The following is a 21953-nucleotide window of genomic DNA, read 5'->3' as shown; positions in this document are numbered from 1 at the left end:
TGTTGGGTGTCTGAGGGCACGGACGAGAGTCTGAGTGTCTTCGGTGCCGGCCCCGGTGTTCTCACTGCTGATGCGGTGGGGTGACGGGTGGCTGGTCGTTGTTTGAGAACTGCACAGTGGACGCGAGCATCTGTGGCCAAGTTTTTAAGGGCGCACGGTGGATGCCTTGGCACCAGGAACCGATGAAGGACGTGGGAGGCCACGATAGTCCCCGGGGAGTCGTCAACCAGGCTTTGATCCGGGGGTTTCCGAATGGGGAAACCCGGCAGTCGTCATGGGCTGTCACCCGCTGCTGAACACATAGGCAGTGTGGAGGGAACGAGGGGAAGTGAAACATCTCAGTACCCTCAGGAAGAGAAAACAACCGTGATTCCGGGAGTAGTGGCGAGCGAAACCGGATGAGGCCAAACCGTATGCGTGTGATACCCGGCAGGGGTTGCGTATGCGGGGTTGTGGGATCTCTTTTCTGCGGTCTGCCGGCCGTGGGACGAGTCAGAAACCGTATGGATAGGCGAAGGGCATGCGAAAGGCCCGGCGTAGAGGGTAAGACCCCCGTAGCTGAAATTCATGCGGCTCGTTTAAGAGACACCCAAGTAGCACGGGGCCCGAGAAATCCCGTGTGAATCTGGCGGGACCACCCGTTAAGCCTAAATATTCCCTGGTGACCGATAGCGGATAGTACCGTGAGGGAATGGTGAAAAGTACCGCGGGAGCGGAGTGAAATAGTACCTGAAACCGTGTGCCTACAAGCCGTGGGAGCGTCGGAGCGTGAGGTTTGCCTTGCGTTCTCGTGACTGCGTGCCTTTTGAAGAATGAGCCTGCGAGTTTGCGGTGTGTTGCGAGGTTAACCCGTGTGGGGAAGCCGTAGCGAAAGCGAGTCCGAATAGGGCGATTTAGTAGCGCGCTCAAGACCCGAAGCGGAGTGATCTAGCCATGGGCAGGTTGAAGCGGCTGTAAGAGGTCGTGGAGGACCGAACCCACCAGGGTTGAAAACCTGGGGGATGACCTGTGGTTAGGGGTGAAAGGCCAATCAAACTCCGTGATAGCTGGTTCTCCCCGAAATGCATTTAGGTGCAGCGTCGTGTGTTTCTTGCCGGAGGTAGAGCACTGGATAGGCGATGGGCCCTACCGGGTTACTGACCTTAGCCAAACTCCGAATGCCGGTAAGTGAGAGCGCGGCAGTGAGACTGTGGGGGATAAGCTCCATGGTCGAGAGGGAAACAGCCCAGAGCATCGACTAAGGCCCCTAAGCGTACGCTAAGTGGGAAAGGATGTGGAGTCGCAGAGACAACCAGGAGGTTGGCTTAGAAGCAGCCACCCTTGAAAGAGTGCGTAATAGCTCACTGGTCAAGTGATTCCGCGCCGACAATGTAGCGGGGCTCAAGCGTACCGCCGAAGTCGTGTCAATCCAGCAATAGGGCCAACGCCTGTTGGGTTGGGTAGGGGAGCGTCGTGTGCCGGGTGAAGCCGCCGCGTAAGCGAGTGGTGGATGGTACACGAGTGAGAATGCAGGCATGAGTAGCGATACACACGTGGGAAACGTGTGCGCCGATTGACTAAGGGTTCCTGGGTCAAGCTGATCTGCCCAGGGTAAGTCGGGACCTAAGGCGAGGCCGACAGGCGTAGTCGATGGACAACCGGTTGATATTCCGGTACCCGCTTTGAAGCGCCCAGTATCGAATCCTCTGATGCTAAGGCCGTGAAGCCGCCTTTGATCTCTTCGGAGTGATGGGGAGTGGTGGAGCCGCTGAACCGAGGTGGTAGTAGGTAAGTGATGGGGTGACGCAGGAAGGTAGTCCAGCCCGGGCGGTGGTTGTCCCGGGGTAAGGGTGTAGCCCGTGTGGTAGGTAAATCCGTCACACATTGAGGGTGAGACCTGATGCCGAGCCGATTGTGGTGAAGTGGATGATCCTATGCTGTCGAGAAAAGCCTCTAGCGAGTTTCAAGGCGGCCCGTACCCTAAACCGACTCAGGTGGTCAGGTAGAGAATACCGAGGCGTTCGGGTGAACTATGGTTAAGGAACTCGGCAAAATGCCCCCGTAACTTCGGGAGAAGGGGGGCCATTCCTGGTGATCGTCTTTACGATGTGAGCTGGGGGTGGCCGCAGAGACCAGCGAGAAGCGACTGTTTACTAAAAACACAGGTCCGTGCGAAGCCGTAAGGCGATGTATACGGACTGACGCCTGCCCGGTGCTGGAACGTTAAGGGGACCGGTTAGTGACCTTTCGGGGTTGCGAAGCTGAGAACTTAAGCGCCAGTAAACGGCGGTGGTAACTATAACCATCCTAAGGTAGCGAAATTCCTTGTCGGGTAAGTTCCGACCTGCACGAATGGCGTAACGACTTCTCGACTGTCTCAACCATAGGCCCGGTGAAATTGCACTACGAGTAAAGATGCTCGTTTCGCGCAGCAGGACGGAAAGACCCCGGGACCTTTACTACAGTTTGATATTGGTGTTCGGTTCGGCTTGTGTAGGATAGGTGGGAGACTTTGAAGCGGCCACGCCAGTGGTTGTGGAGTCGTTGTTGAAATACCACTCTGGTCGTGCTGGATGTCTAACCTGGGTCCGTGATCCGGATCAGGGACAGTGTCTGATGGGTAGTTTAACTGGGGCGGTTGCCTCCTAAAGAGTAACGGAGGCGCCCAAAGGTTCCCTCAGCCTGGTTGGTAATCAGGTGTTGAGTGTAAGTGCACAAGGGAGCTTGACTGTGAGACCGACGGGTCGAGCAGGGACGAAAGTCGGGACTAGTGATCCGGCGGTGGCTTGTGGAAGCGCCGTCGCTCAACGGATAAAAGGTACCCCGGGGATAACAGGCTGATCTTCCCCAAGAGTCCATATCGACGGGATGGTTTGGCACCTCGATGTCGGCTCGTCGCATCCTGGGGCTGGAGTCGGTCCCAAGGGTTGGGCTGTTCGCCCATTAAAGCGGTACGCGAGCTGGGTTTAGAACGTCGTGAGACAGTTCGGTCCCTATCCGCTGTGCGCGTAGGAGTCTTGAGAAGGGCTGTCCCTAGTACGAGAGGACCGGGACGGACGAACCTCTGGTGTGCCAGTTGTCCTGCCAAGGGCATGGCTGGTTGGCTACGTTCGGAAAGGATAACCGCTGAAAGCATCTAAGCGGGAAGCCTGCTTCGAGATGAGGACTCCCACCCCCTTTGAGGGGTTAAGGCTCCCAGTAGACGACTGGGTTGATAGGCCGGATCTGGAAGCCAGGTAACTGGTGGAGGTGACCGGTACTAATAGGCCGAGGGCTTGTCCATATTTGCTCGCGTCCACTGTGTTAGTTCTGAGGCAACGACCGTGTTGATTCCGGTTTGTTTGTTTCATAGTGTTTCGGTGGTTATTGCGTTAGGGAAACGCCCGGTTACATTCCGAACCCGGAAGCTAAGCCTTTCAGCGCCGATGGTACTGCAGGGGGGACCCTGTGGGAGAGTAGGACGCCGCCGAACAATTTTTGATGGGAAGGCCCCGCACACTGTGCGGGGCCTTTCTGCATTTCCGGACAGATATCCCGGACCGACCCCTGTGCGGGATGAGGCGCCGCTGACGGTAAAGTCGGGGGGCATCGTCATCACGTTCCCCAGGAGGCCCCGGGTGGAGGTCCAGGAGACCCGCGTTCAGACGGACCGGGTGCTCACCATCCCCAACATCCTCAGCATGGCCCGGCTGGCCGGAGTGCCGCTGTTCCTGTGGCTGATCCTCCGCCCCGAGTTCGGTGGACCCAAGAGCGACGGCTGGGCACTGCTCGTCCTCATGCTCAGCGGAGTGACCGACTATCTCGACGGAAAACTCGCCCGGCGCTGGAACCAGATCAGCAGCCTCGGCCGGCTCCTCGACCCCGCTGCCGACCGCTTGTACATCCTGTCCACTCTGGTCGGACTCACCTGGCGGGAGATCCTGCCGATCTGGCTCACCGCGGCCCTTTTGGCACGGGAAGCGATGCTCCTGGTGATGGTGTGGATCCTCCGGCGGCACGGCTATCCCCCGCCACAGGTGAACTTCCTCGGCAAGGCGGCCACGTTCAACCTGATGTACGCCTTCCCCCTGCTCCTCCTGAGTGACGGGTCGGGGTGGCTTGCGTCACTTGCCGCCGTTTTCGGATGGGCCTTCGCCGGATGGGGTACAACTCTGTATTGGTGGGCAGGGATCCTGTATGTGGTCCAGGTCCGCCGTCTCGTCAAGGCGGATACAGCGGCCGATTGACCTCGTTGATGCGCGGCTGCGCAGTGTGGCCGGCCGCGCATGACGCCAAGAGGGCCTCTTAGGGAGTTTCTTTCGGATCAGGCCGGATCAGTGAGCGGGATCTGGTGCCGTGAATCGCAAGGCGGAGGATGGAGCCCACGCGGAGCGTAGGCGACTGACGACAACGCGGCGAGGCGCGGTGGCTGGGGGCACCCCCAGCGGTAGCTGGGGGAGGCACGCGAGCCCAGCCTGATCCGAAAGAGACGATCTAGGACGAGCGCAGTCGGCTGGGCCGTCGTCTCCCAAGGAGGACGCTTCCGACATGAAGGCCGTCGTGATGGCCGGTGGCGAAGGAACCCGGCTTCGCCCCATGACTTCCAGCATGCCCAAGCCGCTCCTGCCGGTCGCCAACCGGCCGATTATGGAGCATGTGCTGCGGCTGCTCAAGCGGCACGGCCTCACCGAAACCGTGGTGACCGTGCAGTTCCTCGCCTCCCTCGTCAAGAATTACTTCGGCGACGGCGAAGAGCTCGGTATGGAGCTCACCTATGCCAACGAGGAGAAGCCACTCGGCACCGCGGGCAGTGTGAAAAATGCCGAGGAAGCGCTCAGGGACGACGCATTCCTCGTCATTTCCGGTGATGCCCTCACCGATTTCGATCTGACCGACCTGATCGCCTTCCACAAGGAGAAGGGCGCCATGGTCACCGTCTGCCTGACCCGGGTACCCAACCCCCTGGAGTTCGGCATCACCATCGTCGACGAGGCCGGGAAAGTCGAACGATTCCTGGAGAAACCGACCTGGGGCCAGGTTTTCTCGGACACCGTGAACACCGGTATCTACGTCATGGAACCGGAAGTCTTCGACTATGTCGAAGCCGATGTCCCGGTCGACTGGTCCGGTGATGTGTTCCCGCAGCTGATGAAGGACGGCAAACCGATCTACGGCTATGTCGCCGAAGGCTACTGGGAGGACGTCGGCACCCACGAAAGCTATGTGAAGGCCCAGGCCGACGTCCTCGAAGGCAAAGTCGAGGTGGAGCTGGACGGCTTCGAGATCTCGCCCGGCGTATGGGTCGCGGAAGGCGCCGAGGTCCACCCCGACGCCGTCCTCCGCGGCCCCCTCTACATCGGCGACTACGCCAAGGTCGAAGCCGACGCGGAGATCAGAGAGCACACCGTCGTCGGCTCCAACGTCGTCGTCAAGAGCGGTGCCTTCCTGCACAAGGCCGTGATCCACGACAACGTGTACATCGGAGAGCACTGCAACCTCCGGGGCTGCGTCGTCGGCAAGAACACCGACATCATGCGGGCCGCCCGGATCGAGGACGGCGCGGTCATCGGCGACGAATGCCTCGTCGGCGAGGAGTCGATCGTCCAGGGCAACGTACGGGTCTACCCGTTCAAGACCATCGAAGCCGGTGCCTTCGTCAACACCTCGGTGATCTGGGAGTCCCGCGGCCAGGCCCATCTCTTCGGTGCCCGCGGAGTCTCCGGAATCCTCAATGTGGAAATCACCCCCGAGCTCGCCGTCCGGCTGGCAGGCGCCTATGCGACCACGCTGAAGAAGGGGGCCACCGTCACCACGGCCCGCGACCACTCCCGCGGCGCCCGAGCCCTCAAACGCGCGGTGATCTCCGCCCTCCAGGCCAGCGCGATCGACGTACGCGACCTGGAGAACGTCCCGCTGCCCGTCGCCCGGCAGCAGACGGCACGCGGCAGCGCCGGCGGCATCATGATCCGTACGTCACCGGGCGTACCGGACTCCGTCGACATCATGTTCTTCGACGAACGCGGCGCCGACCTCTCCCAGGCCGGACAGCGGAAGCTGGACCGGGTCTACGCCCGGCAGGAGTACCGGCGGGCGTTCCCCGGCGAGATCGGGGACCTGCACTTCCCGGCGAGCGTCTTCGACTCGTACACCGGCTCCCTGCTCCGCAACGTCGACACCACCGGGGTCGCCGAATCCGGACTCAAGGTCGTCGTCGACGCGTCCAACGGCAGCGCGGGCCTCGTCCTGCCCAGCCTGCTCGGCCGACTCGGCGTGGACGCGCTGACCATCAACCCCGGCCTCGACGAAGCCCGCCCGACGGAGTCCGCGGAGACCCGCAGGGCGGGACTGGTCCGGCTGGGCGAGATCGTGGCCTCCGCCCGGGCCGCCTTCGGGGTCAGATTCGACCCCGTCGGCGAACGGCTCTCCCTCGTCGACGAACGCGGCCGGATCATCGAGGACGACCGGGCCCTGCTGGTCCTCCTCGACCTGGTCGCCGCCGAGCGGCGCAGCGGCAGGGTCGCCCTGCCGGTGACCACCACCCGGATCGCCGAACAGGTGGCCGCCTACCACGGCACCGAGGTGGAGTGGACGACGACCTCGCCCGACGATCTGACCCGGGTGGGCCGTGAGGAGACCACCGTGTTCGGCGGAGACGGCCGCGGCGGGTTCATCGTCCCCGAGTTCAGCAGCGTCTTCGACGGTACGGCCGCCCTCGTGCGGCTCGTGGGACTGGTCGCCCGGACCCAGCTGACGCTCAGCCAGATCGACGCCCGGATCCCGCGGGCCCATGTGCTCAAGCGCGATCTGGCGACCCCGTGGGCCGTCAAGGGCCTGGTGATGCGGCGCGTCGTCGAGGCCGCCGGGGAACGGCAGGTGGACACCACCGACGGCGTACGGGTCGTGGAGACCGACGGGCGCTGGGTGATGGTGCTGCCCGATCCGGCCGAGGCCGTCACCCGACTGTGGGCCGAAGGGCCCGACGACGCCTCCGCCAAGGCCCTCCTCGACGAATGGGCCGCCGTGGTCGACAGCGCAGGTCACTGACGTACGACGGGTGGACGGGCGGCCCCGCACGGGCCGCCCGTCCACCCGTCGGTGGGGCCATTCGGCGGTATCGCCGACGACGTGCGACGATGTGCGGCATGCCGCAGCAGCCCCCCGTTCGGAGCACCGGTCCCCGACCCGGTCCGGCGCCCGCGCGCCCCGATGCGTCGATGTCGCTGCTGACCAATGTGATGGAGCACAGCCTCGACGACGGGTACGCCGAGGCGGCGGCGCGCCGCGCCGAAGGAGGCGGGCTGCCCCGTACCCTCCGGGCGAAACTGTGGCTGGGAGCGGGACTGGTGCTCACCGCCGGCATCGTCACCGTCGGGGCCGCCGAGGCCCGGATATCGGCACCCGTGGTCGCCAAGGAGCGCGAGAAACTGATCAGCCGCATCGACACCGAAACCGCCGATGTGGATGCGCTGGAACGCGATGTCGACAAACTCCGCACCGAAGTGGGGGAGCGTCAGCGGAAAGCCCTGAGCGCCGACGAAGGCGACCGGGGCCGCGCGGTCTCCCTGCTGGCCGGGGCCACGGACGTCGAGGGCCCCGGGGTGAAACTCGTCGTCGACGACGCCAAGGGCACCGGCGGAGGCGGTGACGGACCGCGCGAGAGCAGCGGCTTCAGCGACACCGGCCGGGTCCGCGACCGCGATATGCAGCGCGTCGTCAACGGGCTGTGGGAGTCCGGCGCGGAGTCCGTCGCCATCAACGGCCAGCGGTTGACCGCCCTGTCGGCGATCCGGGCCGCCGGTGACGCCATACTGGTCGACAACAGACCGCTCGTGCCGCCGTACACGGTGCTCGCGGTGGGGGACGGCAAGAAGCTGAACACGACGTTCCAGGACAGCGCGGACGGACATTATCTTCACGCGCTGAAGGAGAACTTCGGGATCCGTTTCAGCATCTCCACTGAGGACAGGGTGCAGCTTCCGGCTGCTCCGAGCCTGATCGTACGTACAGCGCAACCGGGAACCCCCGAAGCCCCGAAGGGGAGCGGGCAGGGGCGGACCGACACAGGGAAGGGCACATCGTGATCGCCGTACTGGGCCTCGTCGTGGGAGTCGTGGCCGGCCTGCTGGTCCGGCCCGAGGTACCGGCGGTGGTCGAGCCCTATCTGCCGATCGCCGTCGTGGCGGCCCTCGACGCCGTGTTCGGGGGACTGCGGGCCATGCTCGACGGGATCTTCGTCGACAAGGTCTTCGTCGTCTCGTTCCTGTCCAACGTGGTGGTCGCCGCGCTCATCGTGTTCCTCGGCGACAAGCTCGGCGTCGGCGCGCAGCTGTCGACGGGCGTGGTGGTCGTGCTGGGCATCCGGATCTTCTCGAACGCGGCCGCGATCCGCCGCCACGTCTTCCAGGCGTGATGCCGGTGGACAGCGACCGGAACCCCGGCGGGCACGGACGGGACGAGCAGGACAGCACCGCGGCGGCCGTTCCCGACGCCGCCCCCGGCAGTACCGCGGACCGTCGACGGCCGACCGGGCGGCAGCGGCTGAAGGCCGGACTCTGGCCGCCGCGGATCACCCGGGCCCAACTCACCGTCGCCCTGCTGCTCTTCGTCCTCGGGCTGGGGCTGGCCATCCAGGTGCGTTCCACCAGCGACAACAGTGCGCTCCGCGGCGCCCGCCAGGAGGACCTGGTGAGGATCCTGGACGAGCTCGACAGCCGTACCGAGCGGCTGGAGGACGAGAAGCGCAGGCTGGAGCAGCAGCGGACCGAACTGGAGACCAGTTCGGACCAGGCCGAGGAGGCCCGCCGGCAGACCCGGCAGAAGGAGCAGCAGCTCGGCATCCTCGCCGGTACGGTTGCGGCACAGGGACCGGGCATCACGCTCACCGTCGACGACCGGTCGGGCACGGTGGAGCCGGACATGCTCCTCGACGCCGTGCAGGAGCTGCGGGCCGCGGGCGCCGAGGCGATCGAGGTCAACGGCCACCGCGTCGTCGCCGATACGTATTTCACCGGTTCCGGTGGGAACGTCGAAGTGGACGGCGAGAAGATCGACGCGCCGTACCGGTTCGAGGTGATCGGAAAGCCGCAGGACCTGGAGCCGGCCCTGAACATTCCCGGGGGGATCGTGCGGACACTGGAGAAGGAGCAGGCCACGGCCACGGTGGCCCGCTCGGAGAAGATCGTCGTGGACGCCTTGCGACCCGAGAAGCAGCCTGACTACGCTCGGTCGTCAGCACGGTGAGTCACCGGGGAACGGTGCTCCGGATACCGGGGCACGAAGCCGTGGGAGGTCGGCACGACGACTTCGCGCGGTGTGATGGAAACTGTCCGGTGGGTACGGACGTTGTGAGGATGTCCGGGTCGGCAGGCGTCGTTGAGAGTGCGTCCTGCCCCGCGGGCGGGTCTATTTCGGTCAAGGGGAATCGCCCGTGAAGTTGTTTTCGAAGTTGTTCGGCAAGAGCGCACGCGAGGACGGCGGCAACGCCAGGCACCGTGCGCGTCGTCAGGGTCAGCAGGAGGAGGAGCAGGGCGGCCGGCGGCCGCTGTTCCGGGACGAGGTGGGTGGTCAGGGGGGCGGGGAGTTTCCCCCCGCGCCGGGCGCGTCGTCAGTTGACCCTGCCGGTGCCGGGCGCATAGGTTTCGGTGAATCATCGACCTCAGGTGCGGGTGGGGGGTATGCCTCCGACCCCTATGCGACCAACCCCCGTGGGGGGCAGCCGCGGCAGGAGGATCCTTCCATGGCGGGTGTGACGGTCTGTACGAGGTGCGGTAACCGCAACCCCGAGTCCAGCCGGTTCTGCTCCAACTGCGGTGCGCCGCTGAAGCCCGGTGTGGTTCCCGAGCGCTCCTCGGAGACGACGTCGACGATCTCCATTTCGGGTCTGGAGGCGTACGACTCCGAGACGACCGGTCAGACCCAGCTGCCGTCGCTGTCGCCGGAGGCCCAGGCCGCGGTGGACGCCCTGCCGCTGGGATCGGCGCTGCTGGTGGTGCGCCGTGGACCGAACTCGGGCAGCCGTTTCCTGCTCGACGGGGATCTGACGACCGCGGGCCGTCACCCGCAGAGCGATATCTTCCTCGACGACGTGACCGTATCCCGCCGTCATGTGGAGTTCCGCAGAGGCCAGGACGGCAGCTTCAGCGTCGCCGACGTCGGCAGCCTCAACGGCACGTACGTCAACCGTGAGCCCATCGACTCCGTGTATCTGACGAGCGGTGACGAGGTTCAGATCGGCAAGTACCGGCTGGTCTTCTACGCGAGCCACGCGAGCCAGCGGGGCTACTGATCGCCGGCCGTCGCGGTTCATCCGTGGGAAGGCACATGCTGCGAACACCGACGGGCGGCGCCGGGAACGGCGCCGCCGGCGACGCGGGAGAGAGGCTGATGAGCATCGGCACGGTGCTCACCCGGCTTCAGGACGAGTTTCCCGAGGTCACCATCTCCAAGATCCGTTTCCTGGAGGCGGAAGGTCTCGTCGAGCCCCGGCGTACCCCATCGGGGTACCGAAAGTTCTCCCAGGCGGATGTGGAGCGGCTGGCCCAGGTGCTGCGGATGCAGCGGGACCACTATCTGCCGCTGAAGGTCATCCGGGAGCATCTCGACGCCGTGGCCCGGGGAGAGCAGCCGCTGCTGCCCGCCCCGGGTCCGCAGCCGGATGCGGCCGACGGTTCCGCGGGCGGTCCGGGCGATTCCGGCCCGGGGGCGCCGGCGGAGGCCGATCGGCCCACCGCGGCCCGGATCGGACGGGCCGAGCTGCTGGCCGCCGCCGGGGTGGGCCCGGAGGAGCTGGCGGACTGGGAGTCCTACGGACTGCTCACGGCCGCTGCCGACGGTTCCTTCGACGCCGGGGCCGTCACGGTGGCCCGGCTCGTCGCCGACCTGGGCCGGTTCGGTCTGGAGCCCCGCCATCTGCGGGCCATGCGGGCCGCGGCCGACCGGGAGGCGGGACTCGTCGAGCAGGTGGTGGCACCCTTGCGGCGGCATCCCAATCCGCGGACCAGAGCCCGGGCCGAGGCCACGGCCAAGGAGCTGGCGACCCTGTCCGTACGGCTCCATGCCGCTCTGATGGAGACCGCCCTCGGCGTGCGCATCGACTGATCACGGCTCTGCCCGACTATCCAAAGGGACCGGTCACGGCCTAGGGTTGCTGTGTGAACGAGCTCGACGTTGTGGGTGTCCGGGTGGAGATGCCCTCCAATCAACCGATCGTGCTCCTGCGAGAAGTGGGAGGCGATCGGTACCTCCCCATTTGGATCGGGCCCGGGGAGGCGACCGCGATCGCCCTCGGCCAGCAGGGCATGGCACCGGCCAGACCGCTGACTCATGACCTCTTCAAGGACGTGCTGGACGCGCTGGGTCAGGAGCTGACCGAGGTGCGCATCACCGATCTGCGGGAAGGCGTCTTCTACGCGGAGCTGGTGTTCTCCGGCGGGGTCGAGGTCAGCGCCCGTCCCTCCGACGCCATAGCGCTCGCGCTGCGTGCCGGAGCGCCGATCTACGGCAGTGACGACGTCCTCGACGATGCGGGGATCGCCATCCCCGACGAGCAGGAGGACGAGGTGGAGAAGTTCCGCGAGTTCCTCGACCAGATCTCCCCGGAGGACTTCGGGACCAACAGTCAGTAACCGCCGCGACGGGTGAATTCCGCCCATTCGGCTAGCCTTACCCCGGACAAGGGCACGGGAAACCACTCTCAGGGTGATTATCACTCGGCGTGCCGAGTGTGGCGATCGTTGACGCACCCCTGGTGACTGCCTACCGTCGAGTTGGCAGGTCGAGGACGGAGGGTCGGCGTGAGAAGCAGCGGCGACGGTGCGGTCGGGGGGGCTCCCGGACGGAGTCCGGTGGAGAGTGGACCGTATCCGCTCCACGGGGGCGGGAGCGCAAGGAGCGTGGCCGGGCAGCCGGCGCCGGAGGAGACGGTCGGCTACCGGGGGCCGACCGCGTGTGCGGCGGCCGGGATCACCTACCGGCAGCTCGACTACTGGGCGCGTACGGGACTGGTCGAGCCGAGTGTCCGTCCCGCGTACGGATCGGGAACCCAGCGGCTCTACAGCTTCCGCGACGTCGTCGTCCTCAAGATCGTCAAACGGTTCCTGGACACCGGGGTCGCCCTCCAGAACATCCGGGCCGCCGTTCAGCATCTGCGCGGGCGCGAGCTCGCGGATCTGGAGCGCATGACGCTGATGAGCGACGGCGCGACGGTCTACGAGTGCTCCTCGCCCGACGAGGTCGTGGATCTGCTCCAGGGCGGCCAGGGCGTCTTCGGAATCGCCGTCGGGGTGGTCTGGCGCGACGTCGAGGCTGACCTCTCCGAGCTGCACGGCGAGCGCGTGGACACCGGGGAGACGCTGGTCGGCCACAATCCTGCAGATGAGCTGGCCCGACGGCGGCGCGACCGGGCGGTATGACCGGGCGGTCCACCGCGTCGATGTCAGTGGCGTAGGGCAGCATCGGAGCTGTGAGATCCGCGCCGACGATTCTGCATCTGGACATGGATGCGTTCTTCGCCGCCGCCGAGCAGGCGGCGAAGCCGAGTCTGCGCGGAAAGCCGGTCGTCGTGGGCGGGCTCGGCCCGCGCGGAGTGGTCGCCACGGCGTCGTACGAAGCCCGGCGCTTCGGGGTCCACTCGGCCATGCCCATGGCCCAGGCCCGGCGGCTCGCGCCCAACGCCGCCTATCTGGTGCCCCGCTTCTCCTTCTACCGGTCGATCAGCGAACAGGTCATGCGGCTGCTCGGCGCGCTGTCGCCGCTGGTGGAGCCGTTGAGCCTGGACGAGGCCTTCGTCGATCTGGAAGCGGGCGGCGCGGCCCGTGACGCCGCGTCGGCCCGCGCGGTCGGGGAGCGGCTGCGGGCGGAGATAGAAGCGGTCACGGGGCTGACCGGCTCCGTGGGGCTGGCCGCGTCGAAGATGATCGCCAAGGTCGCTTCGGAGCGGGCCAAACCCGATGGGCTGGTCCTCATCGAGCCGGGGACGGAGCGTGCGCTGCTGGGGCCGCTGTCGGTGCGGACGATCCCGGGCGTCGGCCCGGCCACCGGTGAACATCTGCGGCGCGCGGGGATCACGACCTGTGCCGAGCTGGTGGAGGCCGGGGAGGACGAGCTGGTACGGCTGCTGGGCCGGGCCCAGGGGGTTTCGCTGCACCGGATGGCCCTCGGCCACGACGACCGGCCCGTGGTGGCCGAGCGGGACATGAAGTCGGTGTCCGTGGAGGACACCTTCGACACCGATCTGCACGACCGGCTGAGGATCCGGCTGGAGGTCGAGCGGCTGGCCGACCGGTGCGTCCGCAGGCTGAGATCGTCCGGGCACTCGGGGCGGACGATCGTGCTGAAGGTGCGGCGGTACGACTTCTCGACGCTGACCCGCTCCGAGACGCTGCGCGGGCCCACGGACGACCCCGTGGTGGTGCGGGAAGCCGCCGCACGGCTGCTGGAGGGGGTGGACACCACCGGGGGAGTGCGGCTGCTCGGAGTCGGGGTCTCGGGGCTCGCCGACTGGACCCAGGAGGATCTGTTCGCCCAGGCCGCGGGGCTGATCGCGGGTGTGGCCCCAGGCCCGGGACCGGACGACGCGACCGGTACGGACACCGGGCACCCGCCGGAGCCGGGCCGGCCGCCCGGAGCCGCCCCGGACGCCCGGGGCGGCCCGGGGCCCGGCGCCGTACGGCAGTGGTCCCCGGGGCAGGACGTACGGCATGCGGAGCACGGCCCCGGATGGGTGCAGGGCAGTGGCGTCGGGCGGGTCACCGTGCGGTTCGAGGTGCCCCGGGGCGAGATCGGGCGGGTGCGGACCTTCCGGGTCGACGATCCCGAGCTCACCCCCTCCGAGCCGCTGCCGCTGGTGGCGGCGCCCGAGGCCCCCGAGCTGGTTTCGCCGGAGCAGTTGGAGCCGCCGGAGGGTCAGCCCTCCTCGCCTGCGACCGAGCCGAAGGAACGGTCGGGGGCGGCGGGATCGGGCGGGGCGGACAGCTCGATCCCGTAGTGGCGGTAGAGCTGGAGCTCCTGCTCGGGGGAGAGGTGGCGGCCGACGCCGAAGCCCGGCGCGCCCCTGATCAGGGTCCGTTCATAGGGGACGCGGAGGGTGTCACCGACCATCGTGCTCGGTTCCAGGGGGACGAAGGCGTCCCGGCTGAAGAGCCCGGTGCGGACGGCGGCCCATTCGGGTGACCCGGTGGCGTCGTCCAGATACACCTCGTCGACGGTTCCTATCTTCACTCCGTCGCGGTCGTAAGCCTTGCGGCCGATCAGGCTGCGCGGATCCATATCGGTCTGCACGGTCCCTCCTACAGGTCGCAACTGCTGTTCCCAACACGTTCAAAATCCACGAAAGTGCACAACGCGGACGTCGGCCACTTGAGCGATCACGAACCACTCCGGCCGAAGAGTGCGCTGGTAGGCTGGCAGCGGCTGTTGACCCCGCGCGGGAGAGTCCACCGGCAGGACGACGGTGGCGCCGAAGGAGCAAATCCTCCCCGGAATCTCTCAGGCACCTGTACCGCACGGGCGAGGTCACTCTGGAAAGTGGAGCGGGTGCCGTACGGCAGCCGCTCTCACCGACGGTGAAAGCCGGAGCGCCCCCGCCACGGGCGGACCGGTGAAGCTCTCAGGTTGAGATGACAGAGGGGGAGGCCGTCCCGGGCATCCGCCGGGGTGCCCCTCACCGGGTCGTAGCAGACCAGGAGGCCGCCTGTATGACCGCCAACCGCATTCCCCTCCGGAGCCTGGAGCGGGGAACGCCTTTCGAGCACCGCCACATAGGACCCGATGCCGAGGCCCAGGCCAAGATGCTGGCGCAGGTCGGATACGGCTCGCTGGACGAGCTGACCGCCGCCGCGGTGCCCGACGCGATCAAGAGCGCCGGGGCGCTGGGACTGCCGGACGCCCGCACCGAGCCCGAGGTCATTGCGGAGCTGCGCGCCCTCGCCGACCGCAACACCGTCCTGAAGTCGATGATCGGCCTCGGCTACTACGACACCTTCACCCCGCCGGTCGTACTGCGCAATGTCATGGAGAACCCCTCCTGGTACACCGCGTACACGCCGTACCAGCCGGAGATCTCGCAGGGCCGGCTGGAGGCGCTGCTGAACTTCCAGACGATGGTCGCCGAGCTGACGGGTCTGCCCACCTCCGGCGCCTCCCTCCTGGACGAAGGCACCGCCGCCGCCGAGGCGATGGCGCTCTCCCGGCGCGTCGGCAAGGTCAAGGACGGCGTCTTCCTCGTCGACGCCGATGTCCTGCCGCAGACCATCGCGGTCATCGAGACCCGCGCCGAGCCGACCGGGGTCGAGGTCGTCACCGCCGATCTCAGTGACGGCATCCCGGCGGAGATCGCGGAACGCGGAGTCTTCGGCGTACTCCTCCAGTACCCGGGCGCCTCCGGCGCCGTCCGCGATCCGCGGCCGGTCATCGAGCAGGCGCAGGGCCTCGGGGCCGTCGTCACGGTCGCCACCGATCTGCTCGCCCTCACCCTGCTGGCCTCCCCCGGGGAGCTCGGCGCCGATATCGCCGTCGGCACCACCCAGCGCTTCGGCGTCCCGATGGGCTTCGGCGGCCCCCACGCGGGCTTTATGGCGGTCCGCGAGAAGTTCGCCCGCAGCCTCCCCGGACGCCTCGTCGGAGTCTCCGTCGACGCGGACGGCAACAAGGCCTACCGCCTCGCCCTCCAGACCCGTGAGCAGCACATCCGCCGCGAGAAGGCCACCAGCAACATCTGTACGGCCCAGGTGCTGCTGGCGGTGATGGCCGGGATGTACGCGGTCTACCACGGCCCCGACGGGCTGCGGTCCATCGCCCGGCGCACCCACCGCTACGCCACCGTGCTCGCCGCGGGTCTGGCGGCGGGCGGTGCCGAGATCGTCCACGGTCAGTACTTCGACACGGTGACGGTACGCGTACCCGGCCGGGCCGCCGACGTGGTCGCCGCGGCCCGCGAGGGCGGGGTCAACCTCCGTCTCGTGGACGACGCCCATGTCTCCGTCGCCTGCGACGAGACCACCGACCGGGCCGCGGTCACCGCGGTCTGGGCCGCCTTCGGTGTCGACGCCGACATCGAGGCCCTCGACGCAGCCGGCACCGACGCCCTCCCCACGGCCTTGGAGCGGACCGGTGACTACCTGACCCACCCGGTCTTCCACCAGCACCGTTCCGAGACCGCCATGCTGCGTTATCTGCGACGGCTCGCGGACCGCGACTACGCGCTGGACCGGGGCATGATCCCGCTCGGCTCCTGCACGATGAAGCTGAACGCGACCACCGAGATGGAGCCGGTGACCTGGCCCGAATTCGGCCGGATCCACCCCTTCGCGCCCATCGACCAGGCCGCCGGATATCTGACGCTGATCCGGGAGCTGGAGGAGCGGCTGGCCGAGGTCACCGGCTACGCCAAGGTCTCCATCCAGCCCAACGCCGGCTCCCAGGGCGAACTGGCCGGGCTCCTCGCCGTCCGTGCCTACCACCGGGCCAACGGCGACACCGCCCGTACGATCTGCCTCATCCCGTCCTCGGCGCACGGCACGAACGCCGCGAGCGCGGTGATGGCCGGTATGAAGGTCGTCGTGGTGAAGACCGCCGACGACGGCGAGGTCGACATCGACGATCTGCGCGCCAAGATCGAGCAGTACCGCGACGAACTCTCCGTACTGATGATCACCTACCCGTCGACGCACGGTGTGTTCGAGGAGCACGTCGCCGAGATCTGCGCCCGGGTCCACGAGGCCGGCGGCCAGGTGTACGTCGACGGCGCCAATCTGAACGCGCTGGTGGGGCTGGCGAAGCCGGGCGAGTTCGGCGGCGACGTATCGCATCTGAACCTGCACAAGACCTTCTGCATCCCGCACGGCGGCGGCGGCCCCGGCGTCGGCCCGGTGGCCGTACGGGCACATCTGGCGCCGTACCTGCCCAACCACCCGCTCCAGCCCGAGGCCGGTCCGGCGACCGGTGTCGGCCCGATCTCGGCGGCCCCCTGGGGCTCGGCAGGCATCCTGCCCATCTCCTGGGCCTATGTCCGGCTGATGGGCGGCGAGGGGCTCAAGCGGGCCACCCAGGTCGCGGTGCTCGCCGCCAACTACATCGCCAAGCGGCTGGAACCGCACTACCCGGTGCTCTACACCGGCCCGGGCGGGCTCGTCGCCCACGAGTGCATCATCGACCTGCGTCCGCTCACCAAGGCGACCGGGGTCAGTGTCGACGATATCGCCAAGCGGCTGATCGACTACGGCTTCCACGCGCCGACGATGTCGTTCCCGGTGGCCGGCACGCTGATGATCGAACCGACCGAAAGCGAGAACCTGGCCGAGGTCGACCGCTTCTGCGAGGCCATGATCGCGATCCGTGGCGAGATCGAGAAGGTCGCCTCGGGCGTCTGGCCCGGGGACGACAACCCGCTGGGCAACGCGCCGCACACCGCGGCCGCGCTGGGCGGCGAGTGGGAGCACTCGTACAGCCGTGACGAGGCCGTCTTCCCGGCCGGGGTGAGCGCCGCCGACAAGTACTGGCCGCCGGTGCGCCGGATCGACGGTGCCTTCGGCGACCGCAATCTGGTCTGCTCCTGCCCGCCGCTGGACGCCTACGAAGGCTGACGGACGGCCGAGGTCCCGGGGCCGGTACGGAGCGTGCGTCCGCACACCGTCCGGCCCCTGATCGTTTCCGCCGGTGCGCTCAGGCGGCGCGCGCCGTCATCAGCGGGCGGTGCGGTGCGATGATCTGCCCGTCCGGCAGCAGCTCGCCCGTGTCCTCGAACAGGAGAACGCCGTTGCAGAGCAGGCTCCAGCCCTGCTCCGGGTGGTGAGCCACCAGACGGGCGGCATCCCGGTCGGCTGAATCTGATGTCGGGCACGAAGGCTGGTGCTGGCACATGGGCAGGTTCTTTCGCTGTGGTGTGATCAGTGTCCTGCGGCTCGATGAAGTGTTCATGGCCGCCCCCCGTATCTCTCGGTCCGATCCCAGTGTTGCCCCACGAGCGCCGATCCGCAGGGATTTCCCGACAGCTCGTCTGTGCGGTGAAAGACGTATCACCCGGCCGGATGGTTCAGCCCAACCACACTGTCCTTTCGGGTGGTTCAGCAGTGGCCCGAGCAGACTAGTCCGTACGGCCGGGCGGAACAGCGGTGCGCCCCGTGATCCCCTGGTTACGGGGGTCACGGGGCGCACCGCCGCCGCGGCACGGGGGCGGGCCGGGCCGGGCGGGGGGAGTGGCGGAGGGGGTTGGGCCGTCTCTTTCGGATCAGGCCGGCGAACCGAGGAGCGGGGCCGGCGACAGCCGCAGGGTCATCACCGGGAGAAGTTCACCGACGCGGTACGGGCGGTGGGCGGTGATACCGGGCGGGGCGGGTGCCAGTGGTACCAGGAGATCGGCGGGTGTGAGGGCGGTGGTGGAGGCGTCGGCCTCCGGGTCGGCGTGGAGCCACAGGGTCAGCATGTAGAGCGCGGGCACGGAGAGCAGTCGTGGCTGGAAGAGGGTTGCGGACGACTCCGCCCGGCGCAGGGCGAGTTCGGTGGAGCCGAGGTACGGGCCCTCGAAGAAGTGGGAGAACGTCCAGCCGTCGGGGGTGAGTACGGTCTCCGCCGCCGCGACCGGGCCGTCGTCGCCGCGCAGCAGGAAGCGCCAGCCCGTGAGACGGGTGCGGAGGCCGGAGCCGTCGGGCCCGGTCCGGTCCAGGGCGTCCGTACCGTTGAGGTCGTCGAGAACGTGTACGGGAAGAGGTGACTCGGGGCTCAGGGGCCCCTGGACGGACCTGAGTGCCGGGGGACGGTCCTCAAGGGCGGCGGATGGGGAACTGAGTGCCGCGAGAATGCTGCGGAGGGCAGGCGCGGGGGCCGGGAGGACATGCAGCGGCATGGTGGGTCGCCTCTCGCTCGGGAGACACGGTGAACCGGGGCGGCGCGCCGACAGTGCTGTCGGTGCTGTCAGTGGTGCCGGTGCCGTCGGCTCCGACGGCGCTGTCGGTTCGCGGCGTACGGCGGCCTCGGGGGACCGGAAGACCGCCGGGCCAACTCGCTGCCCGTTTGCAGAGTTTATAACACTCACGTTCGTACGGTGATTCCGCTAGCGCTTCGCGCGGATCCCGGCAAGGCGGGTTCAGGTCTTATTCCACGGGAGGTTGCACCGGATTTCGGGAGGGCTCCGGCCGATAGCCGGTTGTTTTGCCCCCCGGCCGGTAGGCCGAAACCTGTCGGCATTTTTCACCGGACTCCCGGCGGTTTTAGGTGCCTGCTGCACCCTGTTGCCGTCCGGTCCTCCGTGGGGCCGACTGCGTGAAGCCTTCGGTGACGGATGCCACACTAGCGGCCCCCGGCCGCCCCCGCTGCGTTATGGATCAACCAGTCTGGGCATTATCGTCCCGGAGTTCGCCGAGCCGCCGCCTCCCGACCGCGGCCGGCGCTCCGTGGCAATCCACCCGAGGAAGGACACTTCGATGGGGGACAAGGTCGCGACAGAAAGTTTCGCGCTGTCCGATCGCCAGCGGTATCGGCGGAAGCTCCAGCAGTGCCTGGCGGGGCTGGGACGGCTGCTGGCCGAGGAGCGCTTCGACCGGCCCAGGAATCTGATGGGACTGGAGATCGAACTGAATCTGGTGGGTGGGGACGGCCAGCCGCGCATGATGAATGCGGAAGTTCTGGAGCGTATCGCCAGCCATGATTTCCAGACCGAACTGGGAATGTTCAACCTGGAGGTGAACATCGTTCCGCACCGGCTCGGCGGACGCGTTCTCGACCAGCTGGCCGAAGAGCTGCGGGCCGGACTGGGATATGCCCATCGCAAGGCGAACGAAGTCGGCGCCGGAATCGTGATGATCGGTATTCTTCCGACTCTGGAACAGTCCGATCTCGTCAGCGGCAACCTCTCGGACGACCACCGCTACACCCTTCTCAACGAGCAGATCGTCGCCGCGCGGGGTGAGGAGTTCGTCCTCGACATCGAGGGCGTGGAGAAGCTGAACTGCTCGTCGGCTTCGATCGCGCCCGAAGCCGCCTGCACCTCCGTACAGCTGCACCTCCAGGTCACCCCCGGCCGGTTCGCCGCGGTCTGGAACGCGGCCCAGGCGGTGGCGTCGGTGCAGGTCGCGGTGGGTGCGAATGCTCCGTTCCTGTTCGGCAAGGAGCTCTGGCGGGAGTCCCGGCCGCCGCTGTTCCAGCAGGCCACGGACACCCGCCCGCCCGAGCTCCAGGCACAGGGTGTCAGGCCGCGCACCTGGTTCGGTGAGCGCTGGGTGAACTCCGCGTACGACCTCTTCGAGGAGAATCTGCGGTTCTTCCCGGCTCTGCTGCCGATCTGCGACGAGGAGGAGGATCCGCTGCGGGTCATCGACGAGGGCGGGGTGCCGTCGCTGCACGAACTCGTCCTGCACAACGGCACGGTCTACCGCTGGAACCGGCCGGTGTACGGGGTCGCCGACGGCGTTCCCCATCTGCGGGTGGAGAACCGGGTCCTGCCGGCGGGCCCGACCGTCACCGACGTCGTGGCCAACGCCGCCTTCTACTACGGGCTGGTGCGCGCCCTGGCAGAGGAGGCGCGGCCGGTCTGGACGAGACTGCCGTTCGAGGCGGCCGCGGAGAACTTCGACACCGCGTGCCGCGACGGTATCGAGGCCGAGCTGCGCTGGCCGCGCCCCGGGCGGAACGGCGGGATCGCGACCGTACCGGTGGTCGACCTCGTCAGGGAGGAACTGCTGCCGCTGGCCGCGGCCGGTCTCGACGCCTGGAACGTGGAGCCCGCCGACCGGGACCACTACCTCGGGGTCATCGAGGAGCGCTGCAAGCGGCGGGCCAACGGTGCGTCCTGGCAGGCGGGCACCTACCACCGGGCCCGGGAGGCCGGTCTGGAGCGGGAGGCGGCCCTCGCCGCCACGACCCGGCGCTACTGCGAGCTGATGCACCGCGGGGACCCCGTCCATACCTGGCCCGTCGGCTTTCCCGGCCCCGGGGGCTGAGCCGGTCCGGTCCGCCCCGGGCCCGGCTCCGTACCGTCGTGGGAGCACGGGCCGGTTTCGCCCGGGGTGCGCCGGCCGTACCGGTGCCGCGGCCGGTGCGGCCGCCGTCTGTGATGGGATGAGCCGGAACAACAGGCGGTGGCGCCCGACGGGAGGCAACGGTGCGGACGGAAGCGGGACGGGTGGCCGATTCCCTGCCCTCCGGTGGTGCGGGGGAGGGACCCCGGGAGGGCGCACTGTCGCGTGGGACGCTGCGGCCCGAACTCCTCCTGGTGCTGGCGCTCTCGCTGGGAGCGAGCGCGCTGTCGTCGCTGATCAGCTTTATCGGTTCGCTGACCAGGCCGGGCGGACTGAAGGACCAGGCTGCGACGTTGAACGGCTCGTACGCCCCCGGGCGGCCGTGGCTGGATCTCGCCTGGCAGCTCTTCGGTATCGCGACCGCGCTGGTGCCCGTGCTGCTGGTGGCCCATCTGCTGACCCGGGAGGGGGCGGGGGGACTGCGGTCGATGGGCTTCGACCGCACCCGGCCCTGGCCCGATCTGGGGCGCGGCACGCTGATCGCCGCCGGGATCGGCAGCGCCGGGCTGGCGTTCTACCTGGGGGCCAGGGCGGCCGGTTTCAATCTGACCGTGGTACCGGAGTCCCTGCCCGAAGTGTGGTGGAAGTTTCCGGTACTGATCCTCTCGGCGATCCAGAACTCCGTGGTGGAGGAGGTGATCGTCGTCGGATACCTGCTGCGCAGGCTGGGGCAGTTGGGCTGGACGCCGATGGCCGCGCTGGTGGCGAGTTCGCTGCTGCGGGGCTCGTACCACCTCTACCAGGGGATCGGCGGTTTCATCGGCAACGCGGTGATGGGCGTGGTGTTCGTCCTGCTGTACCGGCGGTGGGGGCGCGTCGGCCCGCTGGTGGTCGCCCATGCGCTGCTCGACATCGTGGCGTTCGTCGGATACGCGCTGCTGGCCGGGAAGGTGGGCTGGCTGCCGACGGCGTGAGGGCGGTGCCGGGTGGTGCGGGAGGGGGTACGGGCCGGGGCCGTACGCCCCTCGCACGGTTGCCCGGCCCGGG

General features: G+C 67.9%; 16 protein-coding genes, 2 rRNA genes and 2 riboswitches. Of the genes, 15 read left to right on the top strand and 3 right to left on the bottom strand.

Features of this window, described 5'->3' with window-relative positions:
• Positions 1-134 precede the first annotated feature (134 nt).
• From B7R87_RS03605 to B7R87_RS03550, 12 genes are all read left to right on the top strand, one after another.
• A 23S ribosomal RNA gene (locus B7R87_RS03605) occupies positions 135-3262 on the top strand.
• 72 nt (positions 3263-3334) lie between these two features.
• A 5S ribosomal RNA gene (gene rrf / locus B7R87_RS03600) occupies positions 3335-3451 on the top strand.
• A 145-nt stretch (positions 3452-3596) separates the two neighbouring features.
• Positions 3597-4205, top strand: coding sequence for a CDP-alcohol phosphatidyltransferase family protein (locus tag B7R87_RS03595; RefSeq protein WP_040916877.1), 609 nt, complete (start codon positions 3597-3599; stop codon positions 4203-4205).
• A 301-nt stretch (positions 4206-4506) separates the two neighbouring features.
• A complete protein-coding gene (locus B7R87_RS03590; protein WP_006350441.1) occupies positions 4507-7002 on the top strand; it encodes a mannose-1-phosphate guanyltransferase in 2496 nt (831 codons plus the stop codon).
• Between the two features lie 98 nt (positions 7003-7100).
• On the top strand, positions 7101-8039 hold the full coding sequence (locus B7R87_RS03585) for a DUF881 domain-containing protein (RefSeq protein ID WP_040916878.1): 939 nt from the start codon (positions 7101-7103) through the stop codon (positions 8037-8039).
• Positions 8036-8368, top strand: a complete 333-nt coding sequence (locus B7R87_RS03580; RefSeq protein ID WP_006350443.1) for a small basic family protein — start codon at positions 8036-8038, stop codon at positions 8366-8368. Before B7R87_RS03585 ends, B7R87_RS03580 begins: the two co-directional genes overlap by 4 nt.
• Positions 8368-9198, top strand: a complete 831-nt coding sequence (locus B7R87_RS03575) for a DUF881 domain-containing protein (RefSeq protein ID WP_078902436.1) — start codon at positions 8368-8370, stop codon at positions 9196-9198. Before B7R87_RS03580 ends, B7R87_RS03575 begins: the two co-directional genes overlap by 1 nt.
• 145 nt (positions 9199-9343) lie before the next feature.
• Positions 9344-10243: an FHA domain-containing protein gene (locus B7R87_RS34375; protein ID WP_202488210.1), complete on the top strand. Its 900-nt coding sequence runs from the start codon at positions 9344-9346 to the stop codon at positions 10241-10243.
• Between the two features lie 35 nt (positions 10244-10278).
• A complete protein-coding gene (gene ftsR / locus B7R87_RS03565) occupies positions 10279-11055 on the top strand; it encodes a transcriptional regulator FtsR (RefSeq protein ID WP_130585352.1) in 777 nt (258 codons plus the stop codon).
• Positions 11056-11108: 53 nt separating this feature from the next.
• Positions 11109-11582, top strand: a complete 474-nt coding sequence (locus tag B7R87_RS03560) for a bifunctional nuclease family protein (protein ID WP_006350448.1) — start codon at positions 11109-11111, stop codon at positions 11580-11582.
• A 168-nt stretch (positions 11583-11750) separates the two neighbouring features.
• Positions 11751-12368 (top strand): MerR family transcriptional regulator, encoded by a 618-nt coding sequence (locus tag B7R87_RS03555; protein ID WP_063838414.1) that lies wholly within the window; start codon positions 11751-11753, stop codon positions 12366-12368.
• Positions 12369-12418: 50 nt separating this feature from the next.
• On the top strand, positions 12419-13942 hold the full coding sequence (locus B7R87_RS03550) for a DNA polymerase IV (RefSeq protein ID WP_130585351.1): 1524 nt from the start codon (positions 12419-12421) through the stop codon (positions 13940-13942).
• Here the strand turns inward: B7R87_RS03550 and B7R87_RS03545 are convergent.
• The gene (locus B7R87_RS03545; RefSeq protein WP_006350452.1) at positions 13861-14235 is read right to left on the bottom strand and encodes a PRC-barrel domain-containing protein; all 375 of its coding nucleotides are present in this window, start codon (positions 14233-14235) and stop codon (positions 13861-13863) included. The genes B7R87_RS03550 and B7R87_RS03545 overlap by 82 nt on opposite strands.
• Before the next feature lie 136 nt (positions 14236-14371).
• Positions 14372-14468, top strand: a riboswitch (glycine riboswitch).
• Positions 14469-14590: riboswitch (glycine riboswitch) on the top strand.
• 61 nt (positions 14591-14651) lie between these two features.
• Between B7R87_RS03545 and gcvP the strand changes: the two genes are divergently transcribed.
• Complete coding sequence (gene gcvP / locus B7R87_RS03540) at positions 14652-17537, top strand: aminomethyl-transferring glycine dehydrogenase (protein ID WP_006350453.1); 2886 nt, start codon at positions 14652-14654, stop codon at positions 17535-17537.
• Between the two features lie 79 nt (positions 17538-17616).
• Here the strand turns inward: gcvP and B7R87_RS03535 are convergent, their stop codons facing one another.
• Positions 17617-17814 carry a DUF5999 family protein gene (locus B7R87_RS03535; RefSeq protein WP_006350454.1) on the bottom strand — a complete coding sequence of 66 codons (198 nt, stop codon included), beginning with the start codon at positions 17812-17814 and terminating at the stop codon, positions 17617-17619.
• A 367-nt stretch (positions 17815-18181) separates the two neighbouring features.
• Positions 18182-18796 (bottom strand): hypothetical protein, encoded by a 615-nt coding sequence (locus B7R87_RS03530; protein WP_006350455.1) that lies wholly within the window; start codon positions 18794-18796, stop codon positions 18182-18184.
• A gap of 577 nt (positions 18797-19373) precedes the next feature.
• Between B7R87_RS03530 and B7R87_RS03525 the strand changes: the two genes are divergently transcribed.
• Together B7R87_RS03525 and B7R87_RS03520 are read left to right on the top strand one after the other, a co-directional pair.
• Complete coding sequence (locus tag B7R87_RS03525; protein WP_006350456.1) at positions 19374-20888, top strand: hypothetical protein; 1515 nt, start codon at positions 19374-19376, stop codon at positions 20886-20888.
• Positions 20889-21049: 161 nt separating this feature from the next.
• On the top strand, positions 21050-21880 hold the full coding sequence (locus B7R87_RS03520) for a CPBP family intramembrane glutamic endopeptidase (RefSeq protein ID WP_040916882.1): 831 nt from the start codon (positions 21050-21052) through the stop codon (positions 21878-21880).
• Positions 21881-21953: the final 73 nt, after the last annotated feature.

It is taken from the genome of Streptomyces tsukubensis, from assembly GCF_003932715.1.
Classification (GTDB): Bacteria; Actinomycetota; Actinomycetes; order Streptomycetales; family Streptomycetaceae; genus Streptomyces; species Streptomyces tsukubensis.
This window is presented reverse-complemented; position numbering and strand designations above follow the sequence as displayed.